The sequence below is a fragment of the Nioella nitratireducens genome, assembly GCF_001879715.1.
Lineage (GTDB): Bacteria > Pseudomonadota > Alphaproteobacteria > Rhodobacterales > Rhodobacteraceae > Nioella > Nioella nitratireducens.
In genome coordinates, this window is record NZ_MNBW01000011.1 from 113,360 (window position 1) to 136,723 (window position 23,364).

The following is a 23,364-nucleotide window of genomic DNA, read 5'->3' on the forward strand; positions in this document are numbered from 1 at the left end:
CCGACCTCATGGTCCGCGCCCGCGCGGCACCGGAAAGGACGACATGTCGTTTCTCCAGGCATGGGGCGAGGCCGCCCTGACGACGCTTGGGTTTTTCTGGATGGCGTTCTGGGCCTTCGGGCTGGGATACTGCATCAGCGCGTGCATTCAGATCTTCACCTCTCGCGCGGCGATGAGCCGGACCATGGGCGGAAAAGGCCTGCGCCCGGTGGCGTTGGCGAGCCTATTCGGCTTTGTCTCGTCCTCGTGCAGTTTCGCGGCGCTGGCTGCCACACGCAGCTTTCTGGCCAAGGGGGCGGGGCTGGTGCCTGCGCTGGCCTTCCTGCTGGCCTCGACCAACCTCGTGATCGAGCTCGGTATCGTGATCTCGGTCTTCCTGTCATGGCATTTCGTCGTGGGCGAATATGTCGGCGGGCTGATCCTGATCGCGGTGATGTGGGGGCTGGTGCGGGCGACGCGGCCCGACGGCCTGATCCGCAGTGTGCGCGAGCGGTTGGAAGCGGGCGACGATGACGACCCGTGGCCGCTGCGCGCGTTGCTGCGTGATACCAAGGTCTGGCGGGCCTTGGCCGCGGCTTATCTGGGTGAATGGCAGATGGTCTGGAAGGATGTCACCATCGGCTTCACCATCGCCGGGATCATCGCGGCCTTCGTGCCGGGGGCGTTCTTCGTCTGGCTGTTTCCGGGCACCGGGGCCGAGGTGGCGCCGGGGTTCGGGCACGTCCTGTTGCAAGCGCTGATCGGGCCGCTGGCGGCGCTGTTCACCTTCATCGGCTCCATGGGGAATATCCCGCTTGCCGGGCTGCTATATGCCAACGGGGTCAGCGTGGCGGGCATCATGGCCTTCATCTTCTCGGACCTGATAGTGGTGCCGGTCTTGCGGGTGAACGCACAGTTCTACGGCTGGCGCATGGCGGTCTATATCGCGGGCGTGTTCCTCGTGGCGCTGATCGTGGCGGCGTTGGCGGTGCATTACGGGTTTCTGGCGCTTGGCGTGTCGCCCGAGGTGTCGGGGCATCCGCTGCCCGCGCCCGAAAGCCGGTTTGCCCTTGACTACACCGCCGCGCTGAACCTGGGCTTTGGCGCGCTCAGCCTTGGGGCGCTTTGGCTGGGACGCGGGCAGGGCGGCGGGCATCATCACGACCATGGCCATGGTGGCGGCAGCGAGCGGGCGCTGCGGGGGCTGGCATGGCTCTGCTTTGCATGGCTGGGGGGCGGGACAGCGGTGGCGCTGCTGCTCTGACGCAAGGGGTTTGAGAAATCACCAATACAAGCGTAGGTTGATCCCGGAACATCACCGGGGAGTATCAGCCATGACACGGCACACCGACGGGCGCGGACGGCGCTATGACAGCATTCTGGACACCGTGGGCGACACGCCCGTTATCCGCATCAACCGGCTGGGCCCCGATCACGTTACGCTCTACGTCAAGGCCGAGGCGTTCAATCCGGGCGGGTCCGTCAAGGACCGTCTGGCGCTGAACATCATCGAGGCGGCCGAGGCCTCGGGTGTGCTGAAACCGGGGCAGACTGTGGTCGAGGCCACCAGCGGCAATACCGGCATCGGGCTGGCCATGGTCTGTGCGGCCAAGGGCTATCCGCTGGTGGTGACGATGGCCGAGAGCTTCTCGGTCGAGCGTCGCCGCCTGATGCGGTTTCTGGGCGCCAGGGTCGTGTTGACCCCCAAGGACCAAAAGGGGTTCGGCATGTATCAGAAGGCCAAGGAGTTGGCCGAAGCCAATGGCTGGTTCCTTGCCCGCCAGTTCGAGACAGAGGCCAATGCCGATATACACGAACACACGACGGCACGCGAAATCATCGCCGATTTCGACGGGACCGGCCCGGATTATTTCGTGTCGGGCTATGGCACTGGCGGGACCGTGACCGGCGTGGCCCGTGTGTTGCGCGCCGAAAGCCCAAAGACCCGGATCGTCCTGACCGAACCGGCCAATGCCGCGCTGGTGCAGAGCGGCGAACGGCAAGAGCGGACGCCCGAGGGCGACCCGGCGGTCAGCCATTCGGCCTTTTCTCCGCATCCCATTCAGGGCTGGACGCCCGATTTCATCCCGCTCGTGCTGCAAGAGACGCTCGACAAGGGGTTCTACGATGAGTTGATCCCGGTAACGGGGCCCGATGGCATCGCGGCGTCGCGGGCGTTGGCGCAGAAAGAGGGGATTTTCACCGGCATTTCCGGCGGGGCCAGTTTCGCGGTGGCACTGGAGGTGGCCAAGACCGCGCCGGAGGGGGCGACCATCCTGTGCATGTTGCCCGATACCGGCGAGCGCTATCTTTCGACCCCGCTGTTCGAAGGGGTGGAAAGCGAGATGACCGAGGACGAGATTGCGTTGATGCGGTCGACGCCCGGCTACCAGATGGGGTGATCCAGCCGTTGACCTGGCAAAAATGGGCTCGATGAAAAAGGGCGGCCCCGGTGGCCGCCCTTTCCCGTCGTCTGGTCAAGGTGTCAGGCCAGCATGGTCAGCGGGTTTTCGAGGTTTTCCACGATCGCCTTCAGCAGGTTCGCGCCAAGCGCCCCGTCGATCACGCGGTGATCGACCGACATGGTGACCGACATCACGGTCGCCACGGTCAGCTCGCCATCCTCGCCCACGACCGGCTTTTTCACGCCTGCGCCGACGGCAAGGATGCCCGCGTGGGGCGGGTTCACGATGGCGTCGAAATTGTCGATGCCGAACATGCCGAGGTTCGAGATGGCGAACGTGCCGCCCTGATATTCATGCGGGGCGAGTTTGCGGTCACGGGCGCGTTTGGCGAGGTCTTTCATCTCGCCCGAGAGCGCCGAGAGCGACTTAATGTCGGCGTCTTTCAGCACCGGCGTGAACAGCCCGCCCTCGATGGCGACCGCGACGGCCACGTCCGAGGGTTTCAGTTGCAGAACCCGGTCGCCCGCCCAAACGGCGTTGCATTCCGGCACTTGTTGCAGGGCGTTGGCCACGGCCTTGATGATGAAATCGTTGACCGAGAGCTTTACCCCGCGTGCTTCCAGTTGCTTGTTGAGCTGTGAGCGGAATTTCAACAGCGCATCGAGCTTGATGTCGCGGCGCAGGTAGAAATGCGGGATGGTCTGTTTGGCCTCGGACAGGCGCGCGGCAATCGTCTTGCGCATCCCGTCGAGCTTGACCTCCTGATACTCGCGGCCCTCGTACATCTTGGCGACGGCGTCTGCCGTGGGGCCGGCGGGCGCGGCAGCGGCGGCCGGGGCCGGAGCGGCTGCGGCGGGGGCAGCGGCCTCGGCTTTGGGGGCCGCGGTCGCGCCTTCCACATCGGCCTTGACGATGCGGCCATGGGGACCGGAGCCCTTGATCCGCGTCAGGTCCAGACCCTTCTGCGCCGCGATCCGGCGGGCCAGCGGCGAGGCGAAGATGCGGGTGCCGTCCGACGTGGTCGGGGCCGCCGGGGCGGGCGTGTCCGGGGTGGCGGGGGCTGCGGGCGCGGCCTCTTCGCTTTTTGCCGGGGCAGCATCGGACGAGGACGCGGCGGCCGGCGCGGAGGAAGACGCCCCGATATCGTCGGCGCTTTCCCCTTCGCCGAGCAGGACGGCGATTGGCGTGTTCACTTTCACCCCTTCGCTGCCTTCTGCGACAAGGATCTTGCCGATCACGCCTTCGTCCACGGCTTCGAATTCCATCGTCGCCTTGTCGGTCTCGATCTCGGCCAGAAGGTCGCCGGAGCTGACCTCGTCGCCTTCCTTGACCAGCCATTTGGCCAGCGTGCCTTCCTCCATGGTGGGGGAGAGGGCGGGCATGAGAATTTCGGTGGGCATGATGCGCTCTCCTTACCGGTAGGTGACGTCTTTGACGGCGGCGATGACCTCGTCGGTCGTCACCAGCGCGTGCTTTTCGAGGTTGGCGGCGTAGGGCATCGGCACGTCCTTGCCGGTGCAGTTGATCACCGGCGCGTCAAGGTAGTCGAAGGCGCGCTGCATGATCGTGGCACCCAGGTGGTTGCCGATGGCGCCGACGGGGAAGCCCTCTTCGACGGTGACGCAGCGGTTGGTCTTCTGGACCGACGCGATCACGGTGTCATAGTCGATGGGGCGCAGGGTGCGCAGATCGACGACCTCGGCGGAGATACCCTCTTCCGCCAGCTTGTCGGCGGCTTCCAGCGCGTATTGCATCCCGATCCCGAAAGAGACGATGGTCACGTCGGACCCTTCGCGCCAGATCCGGGCCTTGCCGAAGGGCACGGTGTAGTCGTCCAGCACAGGCACGTCGAAGCTGCGACCGTAGAGGATCTCGTTTTCGAGGAAGATCACCGGGTTCGGATCGCGGATCGCGGTCTTCATCAGGCCTTTGTAGTCCGAGGCCGAATAGGGCATCACCACTTTCAGGCCGGGGATCATCGCGTACCACGCGGCATAATCCTGGCTGTGCTGGGCGCCCACGCGGGCAGCGGCCCCGTTCGGGCCACGGAACACCATCGGCGCGCCCATCTGGCCCCCCGACATATACAGTGTCTTGGCGGCGGAGTTGATGATCTGGTCAATCGCCTGCATGGCGAAGTTGAAGGTCATGAACTCGACAATGGGTTTCAGCCCGCCGAAGGCCGCGCCCACGGCGATACCGGCAAAACCATGCTCGGTGATCGGCGTGTCGATGACGCGCTTGGCGCCGAACTCGTCCAGCAGGCCCTGGCTGATCTTGTAGGCGCCCTGATACTCGGCGACTTCCTCGCCCATCAGGTACACCTCTTCGTCCCGGCGCATTTCCTCGGCCATCGCATCGCGCAGTGCTTCGCGGACGGTCTGCGATTTCATCTCGGTGCCTTCGGGATAGTCGGGGTCGAGATTGGCGCTGACCACGGCGGGGGCGGCGGCCTGCGCGGGGGCAGGGGCCTCTTCAGCCGCCTTGGGCGCTTCCTCGGCGGCGGCGGGCGCGGTCGAAACGTTTTCTGCGGCGCTGGCGTCTTCGCCTTCTTCCAGAAGAACCGCGATGGGGGTGTTGACCTTTACGCCCTCGGTGCCTTCGTCGATCAGGATCTTGCCCATCGTGCCTTCGTCGACCGCTTCGAATTCCATCGTTGCCTTGTCGGTTTCGATCTCGGCAAGGATCATGCCGGATTCAATGGTATCGCCTTCCTTGACCAGCCATTTGGCAAGGGTGCCTTCCTCCATGGTCGGCGACAGCGCGGGCATCAGAATTTCGGTTGCCATATCGTTGTGTCCCCCTCGGATCAGGCGTTTTCTTGCGGAATTTCGGCCGCGTAGATGTCGGTCCAGAGCTCATCGAGATGAGGCTCGGGGCTTTCCTTGGCAAATTCGGCGGCCTCGTTGACGACGGCCTTGATCTCTTTGTCGATGGCCTTGAGGTCTTCCTCGGTCGCGTGGCCACCGTCGAGCAGCATGGTGCGCACGTGTTCGATGGCGTCGCGTTCCTCCCGCATCTTCTGCACTTCCTCTCGGGTCCGGTATTTTGCCGGGTCCGACATGGAGTGGCCGCGATAGCGGTAGGTCTTGATCTCGAGGATGTAGGGCCCCTTGCCCGCGCGACAGTGCGCAACGGCCTTTTCGCCCGCTTCCTTTACCGCCAGCACATCCATGCCATCGACCGCCTCGCCCTCGATGCCGTAGGCGGCACCGCGTTCCCAGTACGAGGGCGACATGGTCGAGCGTTTGGTTGAGGTGCCCATGGCATACTGGTTGTTTTCGATCACGAAGACCACCGGCAGATCCCACAACTCGGCCATGTTGTAGGTCTCGGCGACCTGGCCCTGGTTGGCGGCGCCATCGCCGAAATAGGTAAAGGTGACGTTGTCGTTGCCCCGGTACTTGTCCGAGAAGGCAAGGCCCGCGCCGATCGGCACCTGTGCGCCGACGATACCGTGGCCGCCGTAGAAATGCTTCTCTTTCGAGAACATGTGCATCGAGCCGCCCTTGCCCTTGGAATAGCCGCCTTCGCGGCCCGTCAGCTCGGCCATGACGCCCTTGGGGTCCATGCCGCAGGCAAGCATGTGACCGTGGTCGCGGTAGGAGGTGACGCGCTTGTCGCCCTCTTTCGCGGCGGCCTCCAGTCCGACGACAACGGCCTCCTGACCGATATAGAGGTGGCAGAAGCCGCCAATCAGGCCCATGCCATAGAGCTGGCCCGCCTTTTCTTCGAATCTGCGAATGAGCAGCATGTCGCGATAATAAGCGGTCAGCTCTTCGGCGGAAGTGTTTGGTTTTGCGGCAGTTTTTGTCGCCGTCTTGCGCGTGGCCATCGGCGCGCCTCCTCTCGGTCAACGATATAGTTTAACGTTGAACTATTCTCTATCAGAGATGGCTGGAAAAATCACCCACGAATTTCCCACGGGATGTCCCAAGGGCGACGTCCCCCAACTGGTCTTGGACGGGCGGCGAAAATGCAAGCCCGGATCGGCGGCGTTACACAGGATTGTGAGGGTTTTCGCCCCGGAACCGCTTGTCGCCCCGGTGGCAAGTCCTTATTTGTCCCGCTGTTCCAAATTTTTTTCAGAGGCTGCGCGATGTTGACGAGGCGCCATTTCATTTCCACCACCACCGCCCTTTTTTCGGCGGCACTTGCCCCATCCGCCGTGCGCGCCGCCACGCGGGCGCAATGGGACGAGTGGGATGCACAGGTCACGCCCTTGGGCTACGATCCTTTCACCACGAACCCTTGGGGATTGCACCCCCGCTTTCTGCCGCGGCTGGTCGCGGCCAACGACAGTCTGACACCCGGCGACATCCATGTCGATGCGGTCGCGCGCTACCTCTACCACATTCAAGAGGACGGGACGGCCATGCGCTATGGCGTGGCGATCGGGCGTGGCAACCTTTACGAGGCGGGCACCTATACCATAGCGCGCAAGGCACGCTGGCCCACGTGGACGCCGACCGCCGCGATGGTCGAGCGAGACCCCGGAACCTACGAACAATTTGCCGACGGGGTGCCCGGCGGGCCGGAAAACCCCTTGGGCGCGCGGGCGCTTTATCTTTATGACGGTAACCGCGACACCTACCTCAGGATACATGGCACGCCGCAGCCATGGTCTATCGGGCTACAGGCAAGCTCGGGCTGTGTGCGCATGGTGATGGCACATATCATCGGGCTGTATGAGCGGGTTGATACCGGCGTGACGGCGGTGCTGTATCCGGCCGGAAACATGGTGTCCGCGTCCAGTTGATCGGCTGCCCATGCGATTGAAGAAAGTGCGCCCCGGCCCCGAGCCGGGGTTTTTTGACTCGATCCGTGGTGCTGGCCCCGGACCAGGTCCGGGGCGGGGGCGCCCCGGCGGTTGTGCGAGAGGTTTTACTCGATACGCTCCACGGTGAGGTCGATTTCCGGCTCCGGTTCCGGCGCGCGGGTACAGATCGCGCGGCCTTCGCTGGTGCGCAGCGGCAGGAACGTGGTCTCGACCGGCCCGCTGTATTGATACCAGTAACACCCGTCCACCGGGTCGATGCGCACGACGCTCAGGTTCTGGGCCGGGTCGGCGATGGCGGCCACGGCTTCGGGCACCTCTTCGAGGGGGGCGTCATCCGGTGGCGGCGGCGTCGTCGCGCAAGCGGCGAGCAGCGCAATGGGGGACAGCCAGAACAGGCGCAAAGATTTCATCACGGACTCCCGATTATGCGGTGGGACCATGAAACAGGAGGTTCCGGCCAGCCTCAACCACTCAGTGTTCAAATTTCAGGGATGTTGCGGCCCGGTGCCGGGCCGCCGTGTCAGGGCAGGACGATTTCATCGGGGCGATAAAACCCGAGCCGCTCTCGTGCCTGTTCTTCCAGCAGGTCGAGATCCAGATAGTCATCCGACAGGCGGTGTGTCAGCAGGGCGATGTCCGCGGTTTCCTCGCGCAACGCGTCCAGCTCGGCCTGATACACATCGCGCTCGGCTTCGATCTGGATGCGGCGAAACAGGCCGTAGTCGCCCTGCACGGCGGCAAACGTGAAATAGGCCCCCACGAAGAGCAGCCCCAAGGGCATCACGACCCCCGATATGCTTTTGCGTTGCATGTCTCTGCCTTGCCTCTGCCCGTCTTGATGCGGGTCCGTTGCGTCAGACTCGCATATCGGCGGGGAAAAGGGAATCCCTCGTGTGTGCGGATTCGTGTGCTGCGCGCGGCCCGGTTGCGTTGGGTGCCTGTGCCACCTTAGCATGGCTGTATGATCAGCCCCCGTTCCCATCTGCCCACTCACGAGGTCACGAACCAGCCGCCCCTGCGCGCGGCCCGAAACCTGTGGGCCGAAGACCCGGTGCTGCAAACCCACGCGATGGGGGCCGATGCCGGGGCGCTGGCGGCCCATGGCGCACTGCTTGGCACTGCCGAGGTCGCTGCGGCGGCCCACGAAGCCGAGCATGTGGGGCCGGACCTTTGGCTGTTCGACCGGGGCGGGCGGCGGCTGGACGAGGTCTGGTTTCCGTCCGGCTATCACCAGATGATGCAGGTGGGTCTGGGTGCGGGCTATGCGGCCGGGCCGTGGACGGGCGGCAGCCATGTGACCCATGCCGCGATGGTCTATCTGCACAGCCAGATCGAGCCGGGAACCTGCTGCCCGATGACCATGACCTACGCCGGGGTGCCGGCGCTGATGGGGTCGGATCTGGGCTGGGACTGGCTGCCCAAGCTGACCGCTTGCCAGTATGACCCGTCCATTGCCCCGCTGACCGGGAAACGCGCCGCCACGCTAGGCATGGCGATGACCGAAAAACAGGGCGGCAGCGACGTGCGCGCCAACACCACCGTGGCCACGCGCGACGGCGACGCCTATCGCCTGACCGGGCACAAATGGTTCTGCTCGGCGCCGATGTCGGACGGGTTCCTGACGCTGGCACAGGCGCCCGAGGGACTGACCTGTTTCCTCGTTCCCCGCTGGCTGGAGGGGGCACGCAATGCGATCCACCTGATGCGTCTCAAGGACAAACTGGGGAACAGGGCCAATGCCTCGTCCGAGATCGAGTATCACGGCGCACTGGCCTACCGCGTGGGCGACGAGGGGCGCGGCGTGCGCACGATCATCGAAATGGTGCATCACACCCGTCTGGATACCGCGCTGGCGCCTGCCGGGCTGATGCGGGCGGCGCTGGCCGAGGCGCATCACTGGGTGACGTTTCGCACCGCCTTTCAACGCCGGCTGATCGACCAGCCGCTGATGCGGGCGGTTCTGGCGGATCTGGCGCTGGATTGGGAAGGGACGACGGCGCTTGGCCTGCGGGTGGCACGGGCCTTCGACGGCAGTTCCGAAGAGGATCGCGCCTTTGCCCGGATCGCGGTGGCGCTGGCGAAATTCCTTGGCAACAAGCTCTGCCCCGGTCTGGTCTACGAGGCGATGGAGGTGATGGGCGGCATGGGCTATGTCACCGATACAGCCCTGCCGATGCTCTACCGCGAAGCGCCGCTCAATTCGATCTGGGAAGGGTCCGGCAACGTGATCTGCCTCGACATTCTGCGCACATTGGCGCGAGAGCCAGCGGCGGGCGCGGTGCTGCACGCCGAATTGCAGGCCGCGACCGGCCACTGCGCCGCCTATGACGCGGGCCTGAAGCGCCACACGAGCCGGTGGCCCAAGGAACCGGTCGAAGCCGAAGCGCGGTGGTTTGTCGAAAGCCTCGCCCGGTTGCTGACCGCCGCCGTGTTGATCCGGCAAGCTCCCGAACCTGTCAGCGCCGCCTATGCCGCGACCCGGCTTGGGGGCGAGCGGGGGCAGATCGCGGGCAGCCTGCCGGATGCGGACGTGGCGCCGATATTGGCCCGGCTGGGGCCGCTCTGACGCGGCGGCACAGGTGGCGGGCCTTGAAACGTCGGCAATGGTACTTAGAATCATTCTAAACGGATTGAGCGACGGGTCCGGTCCGTCGCCGCAACGGAAAGGATGAGACACATGCCACATTCCCAAGCCAGCCTCGAGTCGCTTCAGAAAGCCCTGTCGATGGAGCTTTCGGCCTCGCAGCAATACCTGCTTCATGCCCATGTGCTCGATGATTGGGGCCTTGGCAAACTGGCCGGGAAAATGCGCGAGGAAATGCAGGAAGAGCTTGGCCATGCGGGTCAGTTCATCGACCGCATCCTGTTTCTTGGCGGCACGCCCGAGATGGTGCCAGCGAAAAAGCCGGTGAAGGCCGACAGCCTCAAGCAGATGTTCGAGATCGACCGCGCCGACGAGGCCGAGGCGATCGAGGTCTACACCAAGGCCGCGAAAGCCGCCTATGACGCCAGCGACATCGGCTCGCGCGTGCTGTTGGAGACCATCACCATGGACGAAGAGGGGCACTGGGGCTGGCTGGACCAGCAACTCGATCTGCTCGACAGGCTTGGCGAACCGGTCTTCATGCAGACCTATCTGGCCGACAGCGCGGCGCAGGCCTGATCCTGTCCGTATCGCTTGCGTGTTTGACGCCTCGGCCCGATGGCCGGGGCGTTTTCGGGTCTACCAGTTACAGGCCTCTCGCAAGGGGGTGACAGCCTCCTCAACCCCGGAAATATCAAAGGTCATCTCGATGGCATTTTCGCTGAACGGGGTCATTCGGGCGCGCAGGGTATCGTGGCCGAACATGTCCCGGATGAACGGGATCGCCTGACCGCCACGCCACAGGCCAAGGGACCGGTTGTTGGTGCTTTCGGTAAAGCCCCGCTCGCGCGGGTCATTTCTGTCGAGGCGATAGGTCACCTGACCATAACCGCCGAAACCGGACGCCATGTGGCACCCCGTTGAAAAGATCACCGCCGTCGTGTTCTCGCGGCATCTCAAGTAAAGGGTTGGATGGCCGCCAGCCCCCCAGCCGCAATGGACGGGCTCATTCGATTGCACCGTCAGATAGACATTGGTGTCATCGGTCATGTCCGAGCGTTCGATGCGCGTTTCCCATGCTGTTTCAACAGGCGGGGCGGCCGGGGGCGGCGCGCCGAACAGGTCATCGTAACAGGAGAGACGGGCCGCATCGTCGGTGATGGCGATGCAGGCTGTTTCATCTGCAAGAGCCGGGGTGGCGAGAAGGACCAGGCAGGTTGCCAAACGTTTCATGAGGATTCCCTTGCTGCGTTCCAGCAGACAATCCGTTCAATGTTAACAAATGGTAAATGGTCCGGTTGTCATCCCATGGCGTCGGCGGCGCCTCTTGGCGGGGTGGCAGACGGCCCGCGCGCGCCTTGGGCAAGCGCGCGGACCCGGACCGTCCTGTGATCGAAGCGGTGCAGCCTTCCGTGACCGGTTCAGCCGGCGATGGACGCGGCGTAGATCGACTCGATCGCGGCGTCGAGCATCTTGTCGAAGGCCGCGTCGCTTTGATCGGCCGACAGCCCTTGGGTCAGGGCGCGGCTGAAGCTGGCGATCATGCCGGTCTGGCGCGACAGGCGGTCGTTGGCCTCGTCGCGGGAATAGCCGCCCGACAGTGCCACGACCTTGAGAACGCGCGGGTGATCGACGAGCGGTTTGTAGAGGTTGTCGACCTCGGGCAGGGTCAATTTCAGCATGACCTGCTGATCCTCGGGCAGCGCGTCGAGATGGGCGAGGATTTCATCGCGCAGCATCTCTTCCGCCGCGGCCTTGTCGGCAATGGAGATCGTCACCTCGGGTTCGATGATCGGCACAAGGCCATGGCCGAGGATTTGTTGGCCCACCTCGAATTGCTGGTCCACCACGGCCTTGATGCCCGCCGGATTTGCGGCGGAAATGACCGAGCGCATCTTGGTGCCGTAGATGCCCTTGGCGACGCCGCGCTCCAGCAGCGCGTCGAGGTCCGGCATGGGCTTCATCACCTGCACGCCGTTCTCTTCGGCGGCCAGCCCCTTGTCCACTTTCAGGAAGGGCACCACGCCGCATTTGTCCCACAGGTATTGCGCTGTCGGGATGCCATCGACGGCGCGGTCCATGGTCATTTCAAACAGGATCGCGGCAACCACCCGGTCGCCGGTGAAGGCGGGCGATTTGATGATCCGCGCACGCATCTGGTGGATCAGGTCGAACATCTCGTCTTCCGAGCCATAGGCATCCTCGGAAATGCCATAAAGGCGCAGCGCTTTGGGCGTCGAGCCGCCCGACTGATCGAGCGCGGCGATGAAACCGTGGCCGGTGCGAATACGGGCGGTCTGATCCTGATTGGGCATATCTGGTGTCCTCGCTCATGTGTCTTGCGGCCATAGGCGGCCCGAATGGCTTTTTCCCGGTGATAGGGCAGGGGGTTGGAGCCTTCAATTCTGGTTGCGCTAACGGGCGGCGCGGCAAAGACGCCGCGCCGGGTCGCGCTGTGCTCGACCGGCTACTGTTCGGCCAGGGCCGAGGCCCATTGATCCGTGACCTGGTGGCGGATCGAGGCAAGGAAACTGGCCCACTCCTCTGCATCCTCTTCTGACATCCGGTCGGACATCGTTTCGATCTCATCCACGATGACCCCGGCGGCGGTATCGCCCGAGGCCAACGCCAGCAGCGCATAGAAATAGGCCTCGTCATAGCGGCGAGGTGCGCCGAGCCCGGTCAGCGACGCATAGGCGCGCTCGCGCAGGTCACGCGCTGGTTCGTCACCGGAAAAGGCGTAGACCGGAGCGCCATCCGCAGCCTGAATTGCAATGACCTCGTCCACTGCAAGCCGTTCTTCGAGCCTGTCGAGTTGGGCAAAGGCCGCGCGGTTGCCCGCAGCCGCGGCCTGTCGGGCGATCCGATAGGCGAAATCCGGCTGCAAAAAGTCGCTCGCGGCAAGCGCCATGTCTACCGCGCCGGGGATGCCGTCGATAAGGTAAGGCAACAGGATTTCAATCGCCATCTCGGGGTCGCGCGGTGCGCCCCGTCCGGTCAGAAAGGCCCGCGCAAAGAGCAGCGCGTCTTCGATCTCCGGCGGTTCTGTTCCATTGGCCTGCCACGCGGCCACCCACGCGGCCAGCCGCACGCGGTCTTCGGCGGTCATGGGCCCAGAGCCGACGTCATCCAGACGCGTCAGCGCTGGCTGAAGCGCCAGCACAATGGCACCGAACTCTTCGAACATGTCTTCGGTCAGGCGCACGGGGGCCTCGGGGGCAATGTCCAGTCGCAGCGTGCCCGGGGCCGCGGCAAAGCGGGCAAAGGCGCCCACGGCGCTTTCAAGAAAGGCGTGGCCCGCCTCATCCTCGGCGCTGTTGGCGAGCGGCGTCGGCGTGGGCTGTGGCACGGGGGCAGGGGCGGCTTGGTCTTTATCGCCCGAGGGCGCGTTCGGCTCCGGCACCGACTCGACCGTGGGCGGGGCGGACGGATCGCGCCAACGGGGCAGCAAATCGTTCACCAGCGACGGCAGCAGCACCTCGGGCGCCAGCATTTGCGGCGGGATTCCAGCCGACAGCGCGCCCCATCCGCCGCGATCGGTCACCGTCAGGGCGGCATAGGTGAGGTCGGCCACCGGCTCTGCGGTGTCGATATTCACCGCGAAATAGTCGAACTCGGCGACCCCGTGCACCTCGGCAATTCCATCAGACAGGGCCGTCACCTCGACGGTCATGGCGCCGGTGGAGAAGGTGTAATCGAGGTCAAGATGGGCGCGATCCAGGACCAGCCGCTCAAGACCCATGTGCGCCATTTCCTCCAGATCGTTCTCATTGAAACAGCTGCGACCAATCTCTGCCCCCATTACATCCATGCTCACCGCCCCATAGGCGATCTGGTCCAGGGGCGCGGTCTGCACCACCGCCCGGTCGACAGTGATCGCGCATTCCGGTTGCTCGTAGGGCGAAACGTGCAGTCCTGTCAGCACCATCCGCCCATCGAGCGGGCGCAGGTCCATATGGGCATAGGTCACATCGGCGATACCGCGCAGGGCCGTCACCATCCATTGCGCGCCGAGATTGGCGACCCGGTCGATGGTGAACAGCTCCCACAGCGTGGTGGGGGTGGCATGGGCGGGCAGGACCAGCAGCGCGCTCAGCGCGGTGGCACCGAGAAGGGAAGATCTGGACATGGCAATACCTGTTGGCTCGAAATGAAAAGGGCGGACGAGGTCAGCAAACCCCATCCGCCCCGACTCACGCAACACGATAGCGCTTTTAGCCTTCCAATGCGGCGACGCCGGGCAATGTCTTGCCTTCCATCCATTCAAGGAACGCGCCGCCCGCCGTCGAGATGTAGGTAAAGCGATCGGCGGCCCCGGCCTTGTTCAGCGCGGCCACCGTGTCGCCGCCCCCCGCGACGCTGACCAGCTTGCCCTCGGCGGTCAGCCGGGCGGCCGCCTCGGCGGCCGCATTGGTCGCGGCATCGAAGGGCTCGATCTCGAAGGCGCCAAGCGGGCCGTTCCAGATCAGCGTCTTGCACGTGGCAAAGAGGTCGATCAGCGCCGCCACTGTATCCGGCCCTGCATCGAGAATCATGGCATCCGCCGGGCATTGATCGGCGGGCACGGTGTCATGGGCGGCCCCGGCGGCGAACGCCCGCGCCACGACGATATCCTTCGGCAGATGCACGGCGCAGCCCGCCGTCTCGGCCTTGGTCAGGATCTCGCGCGCGGTTGCCGCCATCTCGTGTTCGGCCAGCGATTTGCCCACGTCGATGCCCTGCGCGGCCAGGAACGTGTTGGCCATGCCGCCGCCGATGACAAGGTGATCCACCTTCTCGACGAGGTTGCCCAGCAGGTCGATCTTGGTCGAGACCTTGGCCCCGCCCACGACCGCCGCCACGGGGCGCACCGGATTGCCAAGCGCCTTTTCCAGCGCGGTCAGTTCCGCCTGCATCAGGCGCCCGGCACAAGAGGGCAGCCGCCGCGCCACCCCTTCGGTCGATGCATGCGCCCGGTGCGCCGCCGAAAACGCATCGTTGCAATAGATGTCGCCAAGCGCGGCAAGGAAATCGGCCATCTCCGGCGCGTTCTGCTCTTCGCCCGGCGCGAACCGGGTATTTTCGACCAGCACCACGGTCTCCGGCGGCAGGGCCTCCAGCGCCGCGCGCGAGGGCGTTTCGACGAACGCGACCTTGCGGCCCAGCTTCTCTTCCAGCGTGGGCAGGGTGACGCGCAAACTCATCTCGGGCACAACCCTGCCCTTGGGCCGTCCGAAATGCGCCAGCAGCACGGGTTTGCCGCCCTTGGCGAGGATGTCCCTGATCGTCGGCACGATCCGCTCGATCCGCGTCGCGTCGGTCACGGTGCCGTCCTTCACCGGCACGTTGATATCCACGCGGGTCAGCACGATCTTGCCCGCAAGGTCCATGTCGTCGAGTGTCTTCCAGCCCATGGCGGGTCCTCCTGTCGTCTGTTTCCCCTGCTCATAGCAGGCCCAACAAAAAGGGGCAGTCGCCAAACCGCCGCTGCCCCCTTCTTCTTGGTGAAAATACTCCGGGGTTTGGGGCTGGCCCCAAGCGGCCCGGCGAGGCCCCCTTTGTGGGGGCGAGGCGGACCGCCCCCGGATCGGCGCCGCCAGGCGACGATCCGTTACAGGTATTTTCCCATTTCGACGGCCGTATCCAGCATCCGGTTGGAAAAGCCCCACTCGTTGTCATACCAGCTCAGCACGCGCACCATGCGGCCCTCCAGCACCTTGGTCTGGTCGGTGGCGAAGGTCGAACTGTGCGGGTCGTGGTTGAAATCCATCGACACCAGCGGCTTGTCGGTCACGCCGAGGATTCCCTTGAGCGGGCCATCGGCTGCGGCGTGCATCAGCGCGTTGATTTCCTCGGGCGAGGTGTCGCGGGCGGCTTCGATGGTCAGGTCGACCACCGACACGTTGGGCGTCGGCACCCGGATCGCCACCCCGTCGAGCTTGCCGGCCAGGTCCGGCAGCACCAGACCAACGGCGCGGGCAGCGCCGGTCGAGGTGGGGATCATGCTCATCGCGGCGGCGCGGGCGCGGTAAAGGTCGGAATGCATCGTGTCCAGTGTCGGCTGGTCGCCGGTATAGCTGTGCACCGTGGTCATGAAGCCGCGATTGATGCCGATATTGTCCTGCAACACCTTGGCGACGGGCGCGAGGCAGTTGGTGGTGCACGAGGCGTTCGAGACGTGCACATCGTCGGCGGTCAGGGTGCCGTGGTTCACGCCGTAAACGATGGTCTTGTCCGCGCCCGTGGACGGGGCCGAGACCAGCACGCGGCTGGCGCCGTTTTCGAGATGGACCTTTGCCTTGTCGCCCTTGAAGATGCCGGTGCATTCCAGAACGATATCGACATCGCCCCACGGCAGCTCGGCGGGGTTGCGGATCGCGGTCACCGCGATCCGGCCGCGGCCTGCGTCGATCCAGCCGTCGCCATGGGTCACCTCTTGCGGGAAACGGCCATGGACCGAGTCATATTGCAGCAGGTGGGCGTTGGTTTCGACCGGGCCGAGGTCGTTGATGGCGACCACTTCGATATCGGTGCGTCCGTTCTCGATCAGCGCACGCAGCACGTTGCGCCCGATGCGACCGAACCCGTTGATGGCGACTTTCACGGTCATGGCTTTCCCTCTTCGTCTGAAAATGACCCGGGGCCGCGCCCGCAGGCCATGTTAACGCTAACATTGGCGCTGCATAGACGATCTCTGTGAAAATTGAAAGACAGTTTTGCCGGTCGGGGCGGCAATCAGTGCCAGAAGGAGACCCAATCCACGAGGCGCAACAGTTGCCGCCCCACCAGCACCGGCAAGTCCCATCCGAAATACAGGAAGTCGGCGGCAAAGACGCCGAGGACAAGGACAACGATCCAGATCGCGATGGTGTTGGTCATGGGAAACAGCCCGATTGATGCGGTCTTCGTACTCTGCGCAATTGCGTGCCAGAGGCAAGAGCAAGTGGCGGCGCAGGCCTATTCGGGGCCGGTGGTCATCAGGTCTTCGATCAGCAGGCTCAGGAATTCGCCCCGGCTGCCGACCTCGGCCTTGCGGTAGATCGCGTTGAGCTGGGATTTGACGGTGCCTTCGGCCGACCCGCGCAGCCCGGCGATTTCCGCAATGGCAAGGCCCTTGACCGTGAAATGCGCCACGTCCCGCTCGGCCGGGGTAAATCCCCAGCCGGCGAAGCGTTCCTCGATCACGTCGTGAAAGGCGCGGGCGGCAAGGCTGACCTGCCGTTCGAGATGGGATTTTCGGCGCAGCAAGCTGCGCAGAACCCGCGCTTCGAAAAAGATCGCGGCCAGCAGCGACAGGGCGGCGACGGTTTCGAAGACCAGATAGATCTTCTCGGTCGGTGTATCCGCCAACGTGGCCTGGTCGATGAGAACGTCATACAGGAAGAACCCCGCGCAGACCGTCTGCACAAGGATCAGCGCCGCGATGATCAACGGTTGTTTGGCGACCTCAAGCTTCATCTTTCCGGGTTTACAGCGACCGCAACGCGTTTCACAACAGGAACCATTGCGCGGGGCAAATTGCCGCTGGTGCCGCGATAGGGTGCCGTTGCGTCAAACAGGCCGGAGCGGCCGAAACACCATCCACCAAGTGTGGAAAACGCGCAGCCCAGGCCGGGGGCATGACCCAAAGGTCACGGCGTCCAAAGGCCCCCGCCCGACAGCGAAACGCCCGCTCCGGGCGCGCGCGTTTTTAAGGTTTGAAAATATCTGCGAGGATCAGTGCAGCAGGCGGCCCATATGAGCGGCCACGTCGGCCATGCGCGCCGAGAAGCCCCATTCGTTGTCATACCACGCCAGCACCCGCACCAGTCGCTTGCCCGAGACCTTGGTCTGGTCGGGCGCGAAGATCGACGACTGGGTGGTGTGGTTGAAGTCGATCGAGACCTTGGGCTCGGGGTCATAGGACATGACCATGCCCATGTAACCATTGGCCGCCTCTGCCACGACCTCGTTCACGTCGTTCACCGTCACGTCCTTGCCCGCCACGAAGGTCAGGTCCACGGCCGAGACGTTCGGCGTGGGCACGCGCAGGGCGGTGCCGTCGAGCTTGCCCGCCATTTCCGGCAACACTTCGCTGAGCGCCTTGGCGGCACCTGTCGAGGTCGGGATCATCGCCATCGCGGCGGCGCGGGCGCGGTACAGGTCGCTGTGGCGGCGATCCAGCGTCGGCTGGTCGCCGGTATAGCTGTGAATGGTGGTCATCAGGCCGCTTTCGATGCCGATCGCGTCGTTCAGCACCTTGGCCAGCGGCGCGAGGCAGTTGGTGGTGCACGAGCCGTTCGACACCATGGTCTCGCCCTTGATCAGGTCGCGGTGGTTGACGCCATAGACCACGGTGCGCTGCACGTTCTTGGCGGGGGCCGAGATCAGGACCGACCTGGCGCCCTGGTCCAGGTGCACATTCGCCTTGTCGCCATCGTTGAACTTGCCGGTGCATTCCAGCACCACGTCGCAGCCCGACCAATCCAATTCCTTGGGGTCGTAGGTGGAAAAGACCTGCATCGGCCCGTGGCCCAGATCCATCGTGTCGCCCTCGGTGGTGACGGTGCCGGCGAAACGTCCATGCACGCTGTCATAGCGCAACAGGTGGGCAGAGGTCTCGATCGGGCCAGTGGCGTTGATCTTGACCACGGAAACGTCGTTGCGCGCGCTTTCGGCGATATGGGCCAGCGTGCAGCGGCCAATGCGGCCAAATCCGTTGATGCCAACAGTCACGGTCATGGGCAGGGCTCCTGTTTCTGTCTTGGGCCGTTGTATATGGGCGGCGGCAAGGTCTGAGAACCCAAAAAAGCCCGTTTTGGCAGACTGTTAGCGTTAAACCAAGATGTTAGCGCCTAACATTTCACCTCCGGTTTCTGCATCGCGGCAGGGGCGGCGACCTGTTAGCGCCCATACTGCCGGGATGCAGCCTGGCGGCGAATCCTTTGCCCTCGCGCCGGGGCGGGCGGCCTGCACCAGGGGCCTGGGCCGGGGGCTCCGCCGCATCTGCCCCTTGTAACTGCCTGCAAGCTGGCCGATCTGTTACCTCATGGTCTGGCGTTTAATCACCGCTCTCAACCTCTTGCTGCTTGTCGCCTTTCCGGTGGCATGGGCCGCGCCGCTGATGCGGGCGGGGTTGTTGCCGCTCTTCGGGATGGACGAGATATCGGTGCTGTCGGGCATCCATGCGCTCTGGTCCGAGGATGTTCTGCTGGCCGGGGTGGTGGCCCTGTTTGCCTTGGTCGCGCCGATGGTCAAGACTCTGGGACTGGTGCTGATCCACCTGTCCCGCGCGCCTGCGCGGCTGTTGCCGGGGCTGACGGCATTGGGCAAATTCGCAATGGCCGACATCTTCCTGATCGCCATCTATATCACCCTCGGGCAGAGTGTCGGCGTGGGCCGGGTCGAGACCGCGTGGGGCCTGTGGTTGTTCACTGGCTGCGTGCTGGTCTCTCTTGGTGTTAGCCTTGCCACCTCGGCACTGGTCAAGCGCGGGGCCATCCGCTAAGCCGATGGCATGGCAAAACCCCTGACCCAGTTTGTCTGTTCCGCCTGCGGGGCCACCCACAAGAAATGGGGGGGGCGCTGCGATGCCTGTGGCGAGTGGAACACGATCGTCGAAGAGGCCCCCCTGTCCACCGGCCCCGGCGCCAAGGCGCTAGGTGGCAAGAAGGGCAAGGGCATGGCGCTGACCGATCTGGCGACCGAAGAACGCCCCCCCGAACGCGACGGATCGGGCATTGCGGAATTCGACCGGGTGCTTGGCGGCGGGCTGGTGTCCGCCTCGGCCACGCTGGTCGGCGGCGACCCCGGCATCGGCAAATCCACGCTTTTGTTGCAGGCGGCGGCCAGTTTCGCGCAGGCGGGGCTGAAGGTGATCTATGTCTCGGGTGAGGAAGCCACCGCACAGGTGCGGATGCGGGCGCAGCGGTTGGGGCTGGGTGACAGCCCGGTCAAGCTGGCTGCGGAAACAAACCTGCGCGAGATCCTGACAACGCTGGATGCGGAGCGCCCCGATCTGGTTGTAATCGATTCGATCCAGACCATGTGGCTCGACACGGTGGATTCTGCCCCCGGCTCGGTCAGTCAGGTTCGCGCCGCCGCGCACGAGCTGGTGAGTTTCGCCAAAAGAAAGGGCGTCAGCGTGATGCTGGTGGGCCATGTGACCAAGGAGGGCCAGATCGCTGGCCCCCGCGTGGTCGAGCATATGGTTGACACGGTGCTCTATTTCGAGGGCGAACGCGGCCACCAGTTCCGTATTCTGCGCAGCGTCAAGAACCGCTTTGGTCCGGCGGACGAGATCGGTGTTTTCGAGATGACCGGCGGCGGGCTGGCCGAGGTGCCCAACCCCTCGGCCCTGTTCCTGTCGGACCGCAACGAACGCGCGCCGGGATCGGTGGTGTTCGCCGGGATCGAGGGCACACGGCCCGTGCTGGTCGAGGTGCAGGCGCTTGTCGCGCCCTCGTCCCTGTCCCAACCGCGCCGTGCGGTCGTGGGCTGGGACGGCGGCAGGCTGTCGATGATCCTCGCGGTGCTGGAGGCGCGGGTGGGGATCAGCTTTCAGGGATTGGACGTTTACCTCAACATTGCGGGCGGCATGCGCATCTCGGAACCCGCCGCAGACCTTGCCGTGGCGGCCGCACTATTGTCGGCGCGCGAAGACTCGGCCCTGCCCGCGACCTGCGTCGTGTTCGGCGAACTCAGCCTCTCGGGGGCGCTGCGTCCGGTCGCACAGGCGGAAAACAGGTTGAAAGAAGCACGGAAACTTGGTTTTTCGTCTGCAATCGCGCCTGAGGGATGCAAAATCACCGACGGGGCTGATATGGAATTGAAACTGATGCCGGATCTGGCCCGGTTCACTGGCGACATATTCGGCGCGGGCTGATGCCCCAAGGCCGCGAAAATATCGAGAGGATTCATGGAAGGCTTCACTATTTTCGACGCGGTCGTGGCCGGTGTCATCGTCGTTTCCGCCATTCTGGCCTATTCGCGCGGCTTCGTGCGCGAGGCGCTGTCCATCGCGGGATGGATCGCGGCGGCCATTGTCGCGTTCATCTTCGCGCCGCGCGCCAAGGAACTGATGTTCGAAATCCCCTATCTGGGCGATTTCCTGAACGGATCTTGCGAACTGGCGGTGATCGCGGCGTTTGCGGCGGTCTTTGCCATCGCGCTTGTGGTCATCTCGCTCTTCACCCCGTTCTTTTCCAGCGCGGTGCAGCGCTCGGCCATCGGCGGGCTGGATGCGGGGCTTGGCTTCCTCTTCGGGGTTTTGCGCGGCGTGCTGCTGGTGGTCGTGGCGCTCATTGCCTATGACCGCGTGGTCGGGAACGAGCCGATTGCCGTGATTTCCGACAGCCGCTCGGCCGTGATCTTCCAGAACATGCAAACCCGGATCGAAGAGCAAATCCCCTCGGATGCGCCGGGCTGGATCGTGCAGCGCTATGAACAACTGGTGAATTCCTGCGAGGCGCCCGCCGCGAACTGATCCTCAGGCGTCTTCCGAGAGGAAGGCGTCGATCTCTTCGACCCCCTGCGGTCAGACCGGATCGCTCGGCACAGGCATGCGATTGGCCGCGTGGCGGTTGGTTTGATTATTTTGCACCTGCAGCGATCACAATCGGGATTCACAAAACTGTCACAGGTGACTTTCCCTCGCCGGGGGTCTATACGAACGCGGAATCGATTGGACGCGGAGCCCTCCCCAATATGCGTGACCAAAGCGAACCCTTCCTGAGCCACCCGTTCGATGACGACAAGCTCAAGGAAGAGTGCGGAGTCTTCGGCGTAATCGGCGTTGCCGATGCCGCCAATTTCGTGGCCCTCGGCCTTCATGCCCTGCAACACCGTGGACAAGAGGCAGGCGGTATCGTCAGCCACGACCCCGTGCAGGGCTTCAACTCTGCCCGGCGCTTCGGCTACGTGCGCGACAACTTCACCTCTGAGGATGTGATGAAAACCGTGCCCGGCCCGCTCGCCATCGGCCATGTGCGCTATTCCACTGCCGGGTCTAAGGGCGCGACTGCGATCCGCGACGTGCAGCCCTTCTTTGGCGAGTTCGCCATGGGCGGCGCGGCAATTGCCCATAACGGCAATATCGTCAACGCCAACGAATTGCGGCGCGAGCTGATCGAACGCGGCTCGATCTTTCAAAGCTCCTCTGACAGCGAATGCATCATCCACCTGATGGCGCGCAGCTATCAGAAAAACATCCCCGAGCGGATGAAAGATGCCCTGCGCCGCGTAGAGGGCGCGTTTTCCGTGGTTGCCATGACCCGCACCAAGCTGATCGGCGTGCGCGATCCGCTTGGCGTGCGCCCGCTGGTTCTGGGCAAGGTGGGCGATGGCTGGGCGCTGTCCTCGGAAACCTGTGCGCTGGACATTATCGGCGCAGAATTCGTGCGAGAGATCGAACCCGGCGAAATGGTGGTGATTACCGACGAGGGGGTCGAAAGCTTCCATCCCTTCGAGGCCCGCAAGCCGCGGTTCTGCATTTTCGAGCATGTCTATTTCTCGCGTCCCGACTCGATCCTCGGGGGGCGATCCGTCTATGAAACCCGCGAGGCCATCGGCCGTGAACTGGCCAAGGAAGCGCCGGTTGACGCCGATCTGGTCTGCCCGGTGCCTGACAGCGGCACCCCGGCGGCGATCGGCTATTCGCTGGAGTCGGGCATTCCCTATGCCATGGGGATCATCCGCAACCAGTATATGGGCCGAACCTTCATCGAGCCGACCGAGCAGATCCGCAACATGGGCGTGCGCCTGAAGCTGAACGTCAACCGCGCGCTGATCGAGGGCAAGCGGGTGATCCTGGTCGACGACTCGGTCGTGCGCGGCACCACCAGCCGCAAGATCAAGGAGATGATCCTCGACGCGGGCGCCAGGGAAGTGCACTTCCGCATCGCGTCGCCGCCGACCGCATGGCCCTGCTTTTACGGGGTGGATACGCCGCAGCGCGAAAAGCTGTTGGCCGCGACCATGTCCGAGGATGAAATGCGCGCGCATCTACAGGTGGACAGCCTGCGCTTCATCTCGCTCGACGGGCTTTATCGCGCCGTGGGCGAGGCCGAGGGGCGCAAGGCCGACTGCCCACAATATTGCGATGCCTGTTTCTCGGGCGAGTATCCGGTGCGGCCCACGGACGTCCTGAAGTCGGGGCAACTGCGCCTCAAGGAAGATGCCTGAGACGCCGGTCACTTTCCGCCCGCACCATTTTCTCTGTGCCCTCGGGTTTCAGGGCAAGGGCTATTCCGACGGCTTCACCGCCAACATGGCGGCCATCGTCATGGACCGCCTGCGCGCGCCGGGTGGCGATGACGTGGTGATCGAAACCACTGGCGCGACCGACGACATCTGTGGCCCCTGTCCCAAGCGGCGCGGGCGGCTATGCACCAATCAGCCCGCGATTTCCAAGCTCGACCGCGCCCACGCCGTGGCGTTGAAGCTGAAACCGTTCGATCGGCTGACATGGGGCGAGGCGCAGCGGCGCATTCTGGACAACGTACCGCCCGGCAGCCTGTCAACGCTGTGCGAAGGTTGCCAGTGGCTGGAGCTTGGGCTGTGCGAAGACGCGCTGGCGCGGCTGCACGCCAAGCGGTGAACACTGCAGATCAGGGTGCGCGTCCGCGCTGCGGTTCGCGGTCTGCGCCCAGCCAATGCCG

At 64.5% G+C, this 23,364-nt stretch carries 23 protein-coding genes; 10 read left to right on the top strand and 13 right to left on the bottom strand.

Features of this window, described 5'->3' with window-relative positions:
* The first annotated feature begins 43 nt into the window (after window positions 1–43).
* The gene (locus BKY27_RS12780) at window positions 44–1,243 is read left to right on the top strand and encodes a permease (protein ID WP_071674878.1); all 1,200 of its coding nucleotides are present in this window, start codon (window positions 44–46) and stop codon (window positions 1,241–1,243) included.
* 70 nt (window positions 1,244–1,313) lie between these two features.
* Window positions 1,314–2,381, top strand: a complete 1,068-nt coding sequence (locus BKY27_RS12785) for a PLP-dependent cysteine synthase family protein (RefSeq protein WP_071674879.1) — start codon at window positions 1,314–1,316, stop codon at window positions 2,379–2,381.
* An 83-nt stretch (window positions 2,382–2,464) separates the two neighbouring features.
* Here the strand turns inward: BKY27_RS12785 and BKY27_RS12790 are convergent, their stop codons facing one another.
* The 3 genes from BKY27_RS12790 to pdhA are packed head-to-tail and all read right to left on the bottom strand — an operon-like array spanning window position 2,465 to window position 6,219.
* Window positions 2,465–3,784, bottom strand: a complete 1,320-nt coding sequence (locus BKY27_RS12790) for a pyruvate dehydrogenase complex dihydrolipoamide acetyltransferase (protein WP_071674880.1) — start codon at window positions 3,782–3,784, stop codon at window positions 2,465–2,467.
* A 12-nt stretch (window positions 3,785–3,796) separates the two neighbouring features.
* On the bottom strand, window positions 3,797–5,173 hold the full coding sequence (locus BKY27_RS12795) for a pyruvate dehydrogenase complex E1 component subunit beta (protein ID WP_071674881.1): 1,377 nt from the start codon (window positions 5,171–5,173) through the stop codon (window positions 3,797–3,799).
* A gap of 20 nt (window positions 5,174–5,193) precedes the next feature.
* Window positions 5,194–6,219 (bottom strand): pyruvate dehydrogenase (acetyl-transferring) E1 component subunit alpha, encoded by a 1,026-nt coding sequence (gene pdhA / locus BKY27_RS12800; RefSeq protein WP_071674882.1) that lies wholly within the window; start codon window positions 6,217–6,219, stop codon window positions 5,194–5,196.
* Window positions 6,220–6,483: 264 nt separating this feature from the next.
* Here pdhA and BKY27_RS12805 point away from each other — a divergent pair, with 264 nt between their 5' ends.
* The gene (locus BKY27_RS12805; RefSeq protein ID WP_071674883.1) at window positions 6,484–7,143 is read left to right on the top strand and encodes a L,D-transpeptidase; all 660 of its coding nucleotides are present in this window, start codon (window positions 6,484–6,486) and stop codon (window positions 7,141–7,143) included.
* Window positions 7,144–7,268: 125 nt separating this feature from the next.
* On the opposite strand, the gene BKY27_RS12810 is transcribed toward BKY27_RS12805, so the two are convergent.
* Window positions 7,269–7,574: a hypothetical protein gene (locus BKY27_RS12810; protein ID WP_071674884.1), complete on the bottom strand. Its 306-nt coding sequence runs from the start codon at window positions 7,572–7,574 to the stop codon at window positions 7,269–7,271.
* 110 nt (window positions 7,575–7,684) lie between these two features.
* Complete coding sequence (locus BKY27_RS12815; RefSeq protein WP_071674885.1) at window positions 7,685–7,975, bottom strand: FtsB family cell division protein; 291 nt, start codon at window positions 7,973–7,975, stop codon at window positions 7,685–7,687.
* Window positions 7,976–8,125: 150 nt separating this feature from the next.
* Between BKY27_RS12815 and BKY27_RS12820 the strand changes: the two genes are divergently transcribed.
* Both BKY27_RS12820 and BKY27_RS12825 read left to right on the top strand, forming a co-directional pair.
* Window positions 8,126–9,730 (top strand): acyl-CoA dehydrogenase family protein, encoded by a 1,605-nt coding sequence (locus BKY27_RS12820; protein WP_071674886.1) that lies wholly within the window; start codon window positions 8,126–8,128, stop codon window positions 9,728–9,730.
* Between the two features lie 111 nt (window positions 9,731–9,841).
* Window positions 9,842–10,327, top strand: coding sequence for a bacterioferritin (locus BKY27_RS12825; protein WP_071674887.1), 486 nt, complete (start codon window positions 9,842–9,844; stop codon window positions 10,325–10,327).
* 60 nt (window positions 10,328–10,387) lie between these two features.
* Here BKY27_RS12825 and BKY27_RS12830 read toward each other — a convergent pair whose 3' ends face one another.
* The 8 genes from BKY27_RS12830 to gap (BKY27_RS12860) form a co-directional block, all read right to left on the bottom strand.
* Window positions 10,388–10,981, bottom strand: a complete 594-nt coding sequence (locus tag BKY27_RS12830; protein WP_071674888.1) for a type VI secretion system-associated protein TagO — start codon at window positions 10,979–10,981, stop codon at window positions 10,388–10,390.
* 188 nt (window positions 10,982–11,169) lie between these two features.
* Window positions 11,170–12,063: a fructose bisphosphate aldolase gene (locus BKY27_RS12835; RefSeq protein ID WP_071674889.1), complete on the bottom strand. Its 894-nt coding sequence runs from the start codon at window positions 12,061–12,063 to the stop codon at window positions 11,170–11,172.
* A 152-nt stretch (window positions 12,064–12,215) separates the two neighbouring features.
* Window positions 12,216–13,877 carry a hypothetical protein gene (locus BKY27_RS12840; protein ID WP_146636237.1) on the bottom strand — a complete coding sequence of 554 codons (1,662 nt, stop codon included), beginning with the start codon at window positions 13,875–13,877 and terminating at the stop codon, window positions 12,216–12,218.
* A gap of 85 nt (window positions 13,878–13,962) precedes the next feature.
* Window positions 13,963–15,141, bottom strand: a complete 1,179-nt coding sequence (locus BKY27_RS12845) for a phosphoglycerate kinase (RefSeq protein WP_071674891.1) — start codon at window positions 15,139–15,141, stop codon at window positions 13,963–13,965.
* A gap of 197 nt (window positions 15,142–15,338) precedes the next feature.
* Entirely contained in the window at window positions 15,339–16,337 is a 999-nt protein-coding gene (gap, locus tag BKY27_RS12850) for a type I glyceraldehyde-3-phosphate dehydrogenase (RefSeq protein ID WP_071674892.1), read from the bottom strand.
* Between the two features lie 125 nt (window positions 16,338–16,462).
* Window positions 16,463–16,606 (bottom strand): hypothetical protein, encoded by a 144-nt coding sequence (locus BKY27_RS20260; RefSeq protein ID WP_199559107.1) that lies wholly within the window; start codon window positions 16,604–16,606, stop codon window positions 16,463–16,465.
* 78 nt (window positions 16,607–16,684) lie between these two features.
* Complete coding sequence (locus BKY27_RS12855) at window positions 16,685–17,185, bottom strand: helix-turn-helix transcriptional regulator (RefSeq protein ID WP_071674893.1); 501 nt, start codon at window positions 17,183–17,185, stop codon at window positions 16,685–16,687.
* Window positions 17,186–17,443: 258 nt separating this feature from the next.
* Complete coding sequence (gene gap / locus BKY27_RS12860; protein ID WP_071674894.1) at window positions 17,444–18,448, bottom strand: type I glyceraldehyde-3-phosphate dehydrogenase; 1,005 nt, start codon at window positions 18,446–18,448, stop codon at window positions 17,444–17,446.
* Window positions 18,449–18,755: 307 nt separating this feature from the next.
* Between gap (BKY27_RS12860) and BKY27_RS12865 the strand changes: the two genes are divergently transcribed.
* The 5 genes from BKY27_RS12865 to BKY27_RS12885 all read left to right on the top strand — a co-directional run bounded on the left by BKY27_RS12865 (window position 18,756) and on the right by BKY27_RS12885 (window position 23,303).
* Window positions 18,756–19,214 carry a paraquat-inducible protein A gene (locus BKY27_RS12865; RefSeq protein ID WP_071674895.1) on the top strand — a complete coding sequence of 153 codons (459 nt, stop codon included), beginning with the start codon at window positions 18,756–18,758 and terminating at the stop codon, window positions 19,212–19,214.
* 9 nt (window positions 19,215–19,223) lie between these two features.
* The gene (radA, locus tag BKY27_RS12870) at window positions 19,224–20,591 is read left to right on the top strand and encodes a DNA repair protein RadA (RefSeq protein ID WP_071674896.1); all 1,368 of its coding nucleotides are present in this window, start codon (window positions 19,224–19,226) and stop codon (window positions 20,589–20,591) included.
* A gap of 33 nt (window positions 20,592–20,624) precedes the next feature.
* Complete coding sequence (locus BKY27_RS12875; RefSeq protein WP_071674897.1) at window positions 20,625–21,191, top strand: CvpA family protein; 567 nt, start codon at window positions 20,625–20,627, stop codon at window positions 21,189–21,191.
* Between the two features lie 221 nt (window positions 21,192–21,412).
* Window positions 21,413–22,888 carry an amidophosphoribosyltransferase gene (gene purF / locus BKY27_RS12880; protein ID WP_071674898.1) on the top strand — a complete coding sequence of 492 codons (1,476 nt, stop codon included), beginning with the start codon at window positions 21,413–21,415 and terminating at the stop codon, window positions 22,886–22,888.
* Window positions 22,881–23,303: a DUF1284 domain-containing protein gene (locus BKY27_RS12885; protein WP_071674899.1), complete on the top strand. Its 423-nt coding sequence runs from the start codon at window positions 22,881–22,883 to the stop codon at window positions 23,301–23,303. The genes purF and BKY27_RS12885 overlap by 8 nt, the downstream gene beginning before the upstream one ends.
* The last annotated feature ends 61 nt before the right edge of the window (window positions 23,304–23,364 follow it).

What these genes read in the sequence shown, in the direction of transcription:
- BKY27_RS12780 (WP_071674878.1), top strand. Translation starts at nt 44, where the DNA reads ATGTCGTTTCTCCAGGCATGGGGCGAGGCCGCCCTGACGACGCTTGGG.
- BKY27_RS12785 (WP_071674879.1), top strand. Translation starts at nt 1,314, where the DNA reads ATGACACGGCACACCGACGGGCGCGGACGGCGCTATGACAGCATTCTG.
- BKY27_RS12790 (WP_071674880.1), bottom strand. Translation starts at nt 3,784, where the DNA reads ATGCCCACCGAAATTCTCATGCCCGCCCTCTCCCCCACCATGGAGGAA.
- BKY27_RS12795 (WP_071674881.1), bottom strand. Translation starts at nt 5,173, where the DNA reads ATGGCAACCGAAATTCTGATGCCCGCGCTGTCGCCGACCATGGAGGAA.
- pdhA (WP_071674882.1), bottom strand. Translation starts at nt 6,219, where the DNA reads ATGGCCACGCGCAAGACGGCGACAAAAACTGCCGCAAAACCAAACACT.
- BKY27_RS12805 (WP_071674883.1), top strand. Translation starts at nt 6,484, where the DNA reads ATGTTGACGAGGCGCCATTTCATTTCCACCACCACCGCCCTTTTTTCG.
- BKY27_RS12810 (WP_071674884.1), bottom strand. Translation starts at nt 7,574, where the DNA reads ATGAAATCTTTGCGCCTGTTCTGGCTGTCCCCCATTGCGCTGCTCGCC.
- BKY27_RS12815 (WP_071674885.1), bottom strand. Translation starts at nt 7,975, where the DNA reads ATGCAACGCAAAAGCATATCGGGGGTCGTGATGCCCTTGGGGCTGCTC.
- BKY27_RS12820 (WP_071674886.1), top strand. Translation starts at nt 8,126, where the DNA reads ATGATCAGCCCCCGTTCCCATCTGCCCACTCACGAGGTCACGAACCAG.
- BKY27_RS12825 (WP_071674887.1), top strand. Translation starts at nt 9,842, where the DNA reads ATGCCACATTCCCAAGCCAGCCTCGAGTCGCTTCAGAAAGCCCTGTCG.
- BKY27_RS12830 (WP_071674888.1), bottom strand. Translation starts at nt 10,981, where the DNA reads ATGAAACGTTTGGCAACCTGCCTGGTCCTTCTCGCCACCCCGGCTCTT.
- BKY27_RS12835 (WP_071674889.1), bottom strand. Translation starts at nt 12,063, where the DNA reads ATGCCCAATCAGGATCAGACCGCCCGTATTCGCACCGGCCACGGTTTC.
- BKY27_RS12840 (WP_146636237.1), bottom strand. Translation starts at nt 13,877, where the DNA reads ATGTCCAGATCTTCCCTTCTCGGTGCCACCGCGCTGAGCGCGCTGCTG.
- BKY27_RS12845 (WP_071674891.1), bottom strand. Translation starts at nt 15,141, where the DNA reads ATGGGCTGGAAGACACTCGACGACATGGACCTTGCGGGCAAGATCGTG.
- gap (WP_071674892.1), bottom strand. Translation starts at nt 16,337, where the DNA reads ATGACCGTGAAAGTCGCCATCAACGGGTTCGGTCGCATCGGGCGCAAC.
- BKY27_RS20260 (WP_199559107.1), bottom strand. Translation starts at nt 16,606, where the DNA reads ATGACCAACACCATCGCGATCTGGATCGTTGTCCTTGTCCTCGGCGTC.
- BKY27_RS12855 (WP_071674893.1), bottom strand. Translation starts at nt 17,185, where the DNA reads ATGAAGCTTGAGGTCGCCAAACAACCGTTGATCATCGCGGCGCTGATC.
- gap (WP_071674894.1), bottom strand. Translation starts at nt 18,448, where the DNA reads ATGACCGTGACTGTTGGCATCAACGGATTTGGCCGCATTGGCCGCTGC.
- BKY27_RS12865 (WP_071674895.1), top strand. Translation starts at nt 18,756, where the DNA reads ATGGTCTGGCGTTTAATCACCGCTCTCAACCTCTTGCTGCTTGTCGCC.
- radA (WP_071674896.1), top strand. Translation starts at nt 19,224, where the DNA reads ATGGCAAAACCCCTGACCCAGTTTGTCTGTTCCGCCTGCGGGGCCACC.
- BKY27_RS12875 (WP_071674897.1), top strand. Translation starts at nt 20,625, where the DNA reads ATGGAAGGCTTCACTATTTTCGACGCGGTCGTGGCCGGTGTCATCGTC.
- purF (WP_071674898.1), top strand. Translation starts at nt 21,413, where the DNA reads ATGCGTGACCAAAGCGAACCCTTCCTGAGCCACCCGTTCGATGACGAC.
- BKY27_RS12885 (WP_071674899.1), top strand. Translation starts at nt 22,881, where the DNA reads ATGCCTGAGACGCCGGTCACTTTCCGCCCGCACCATTTTCTCTGTGCC.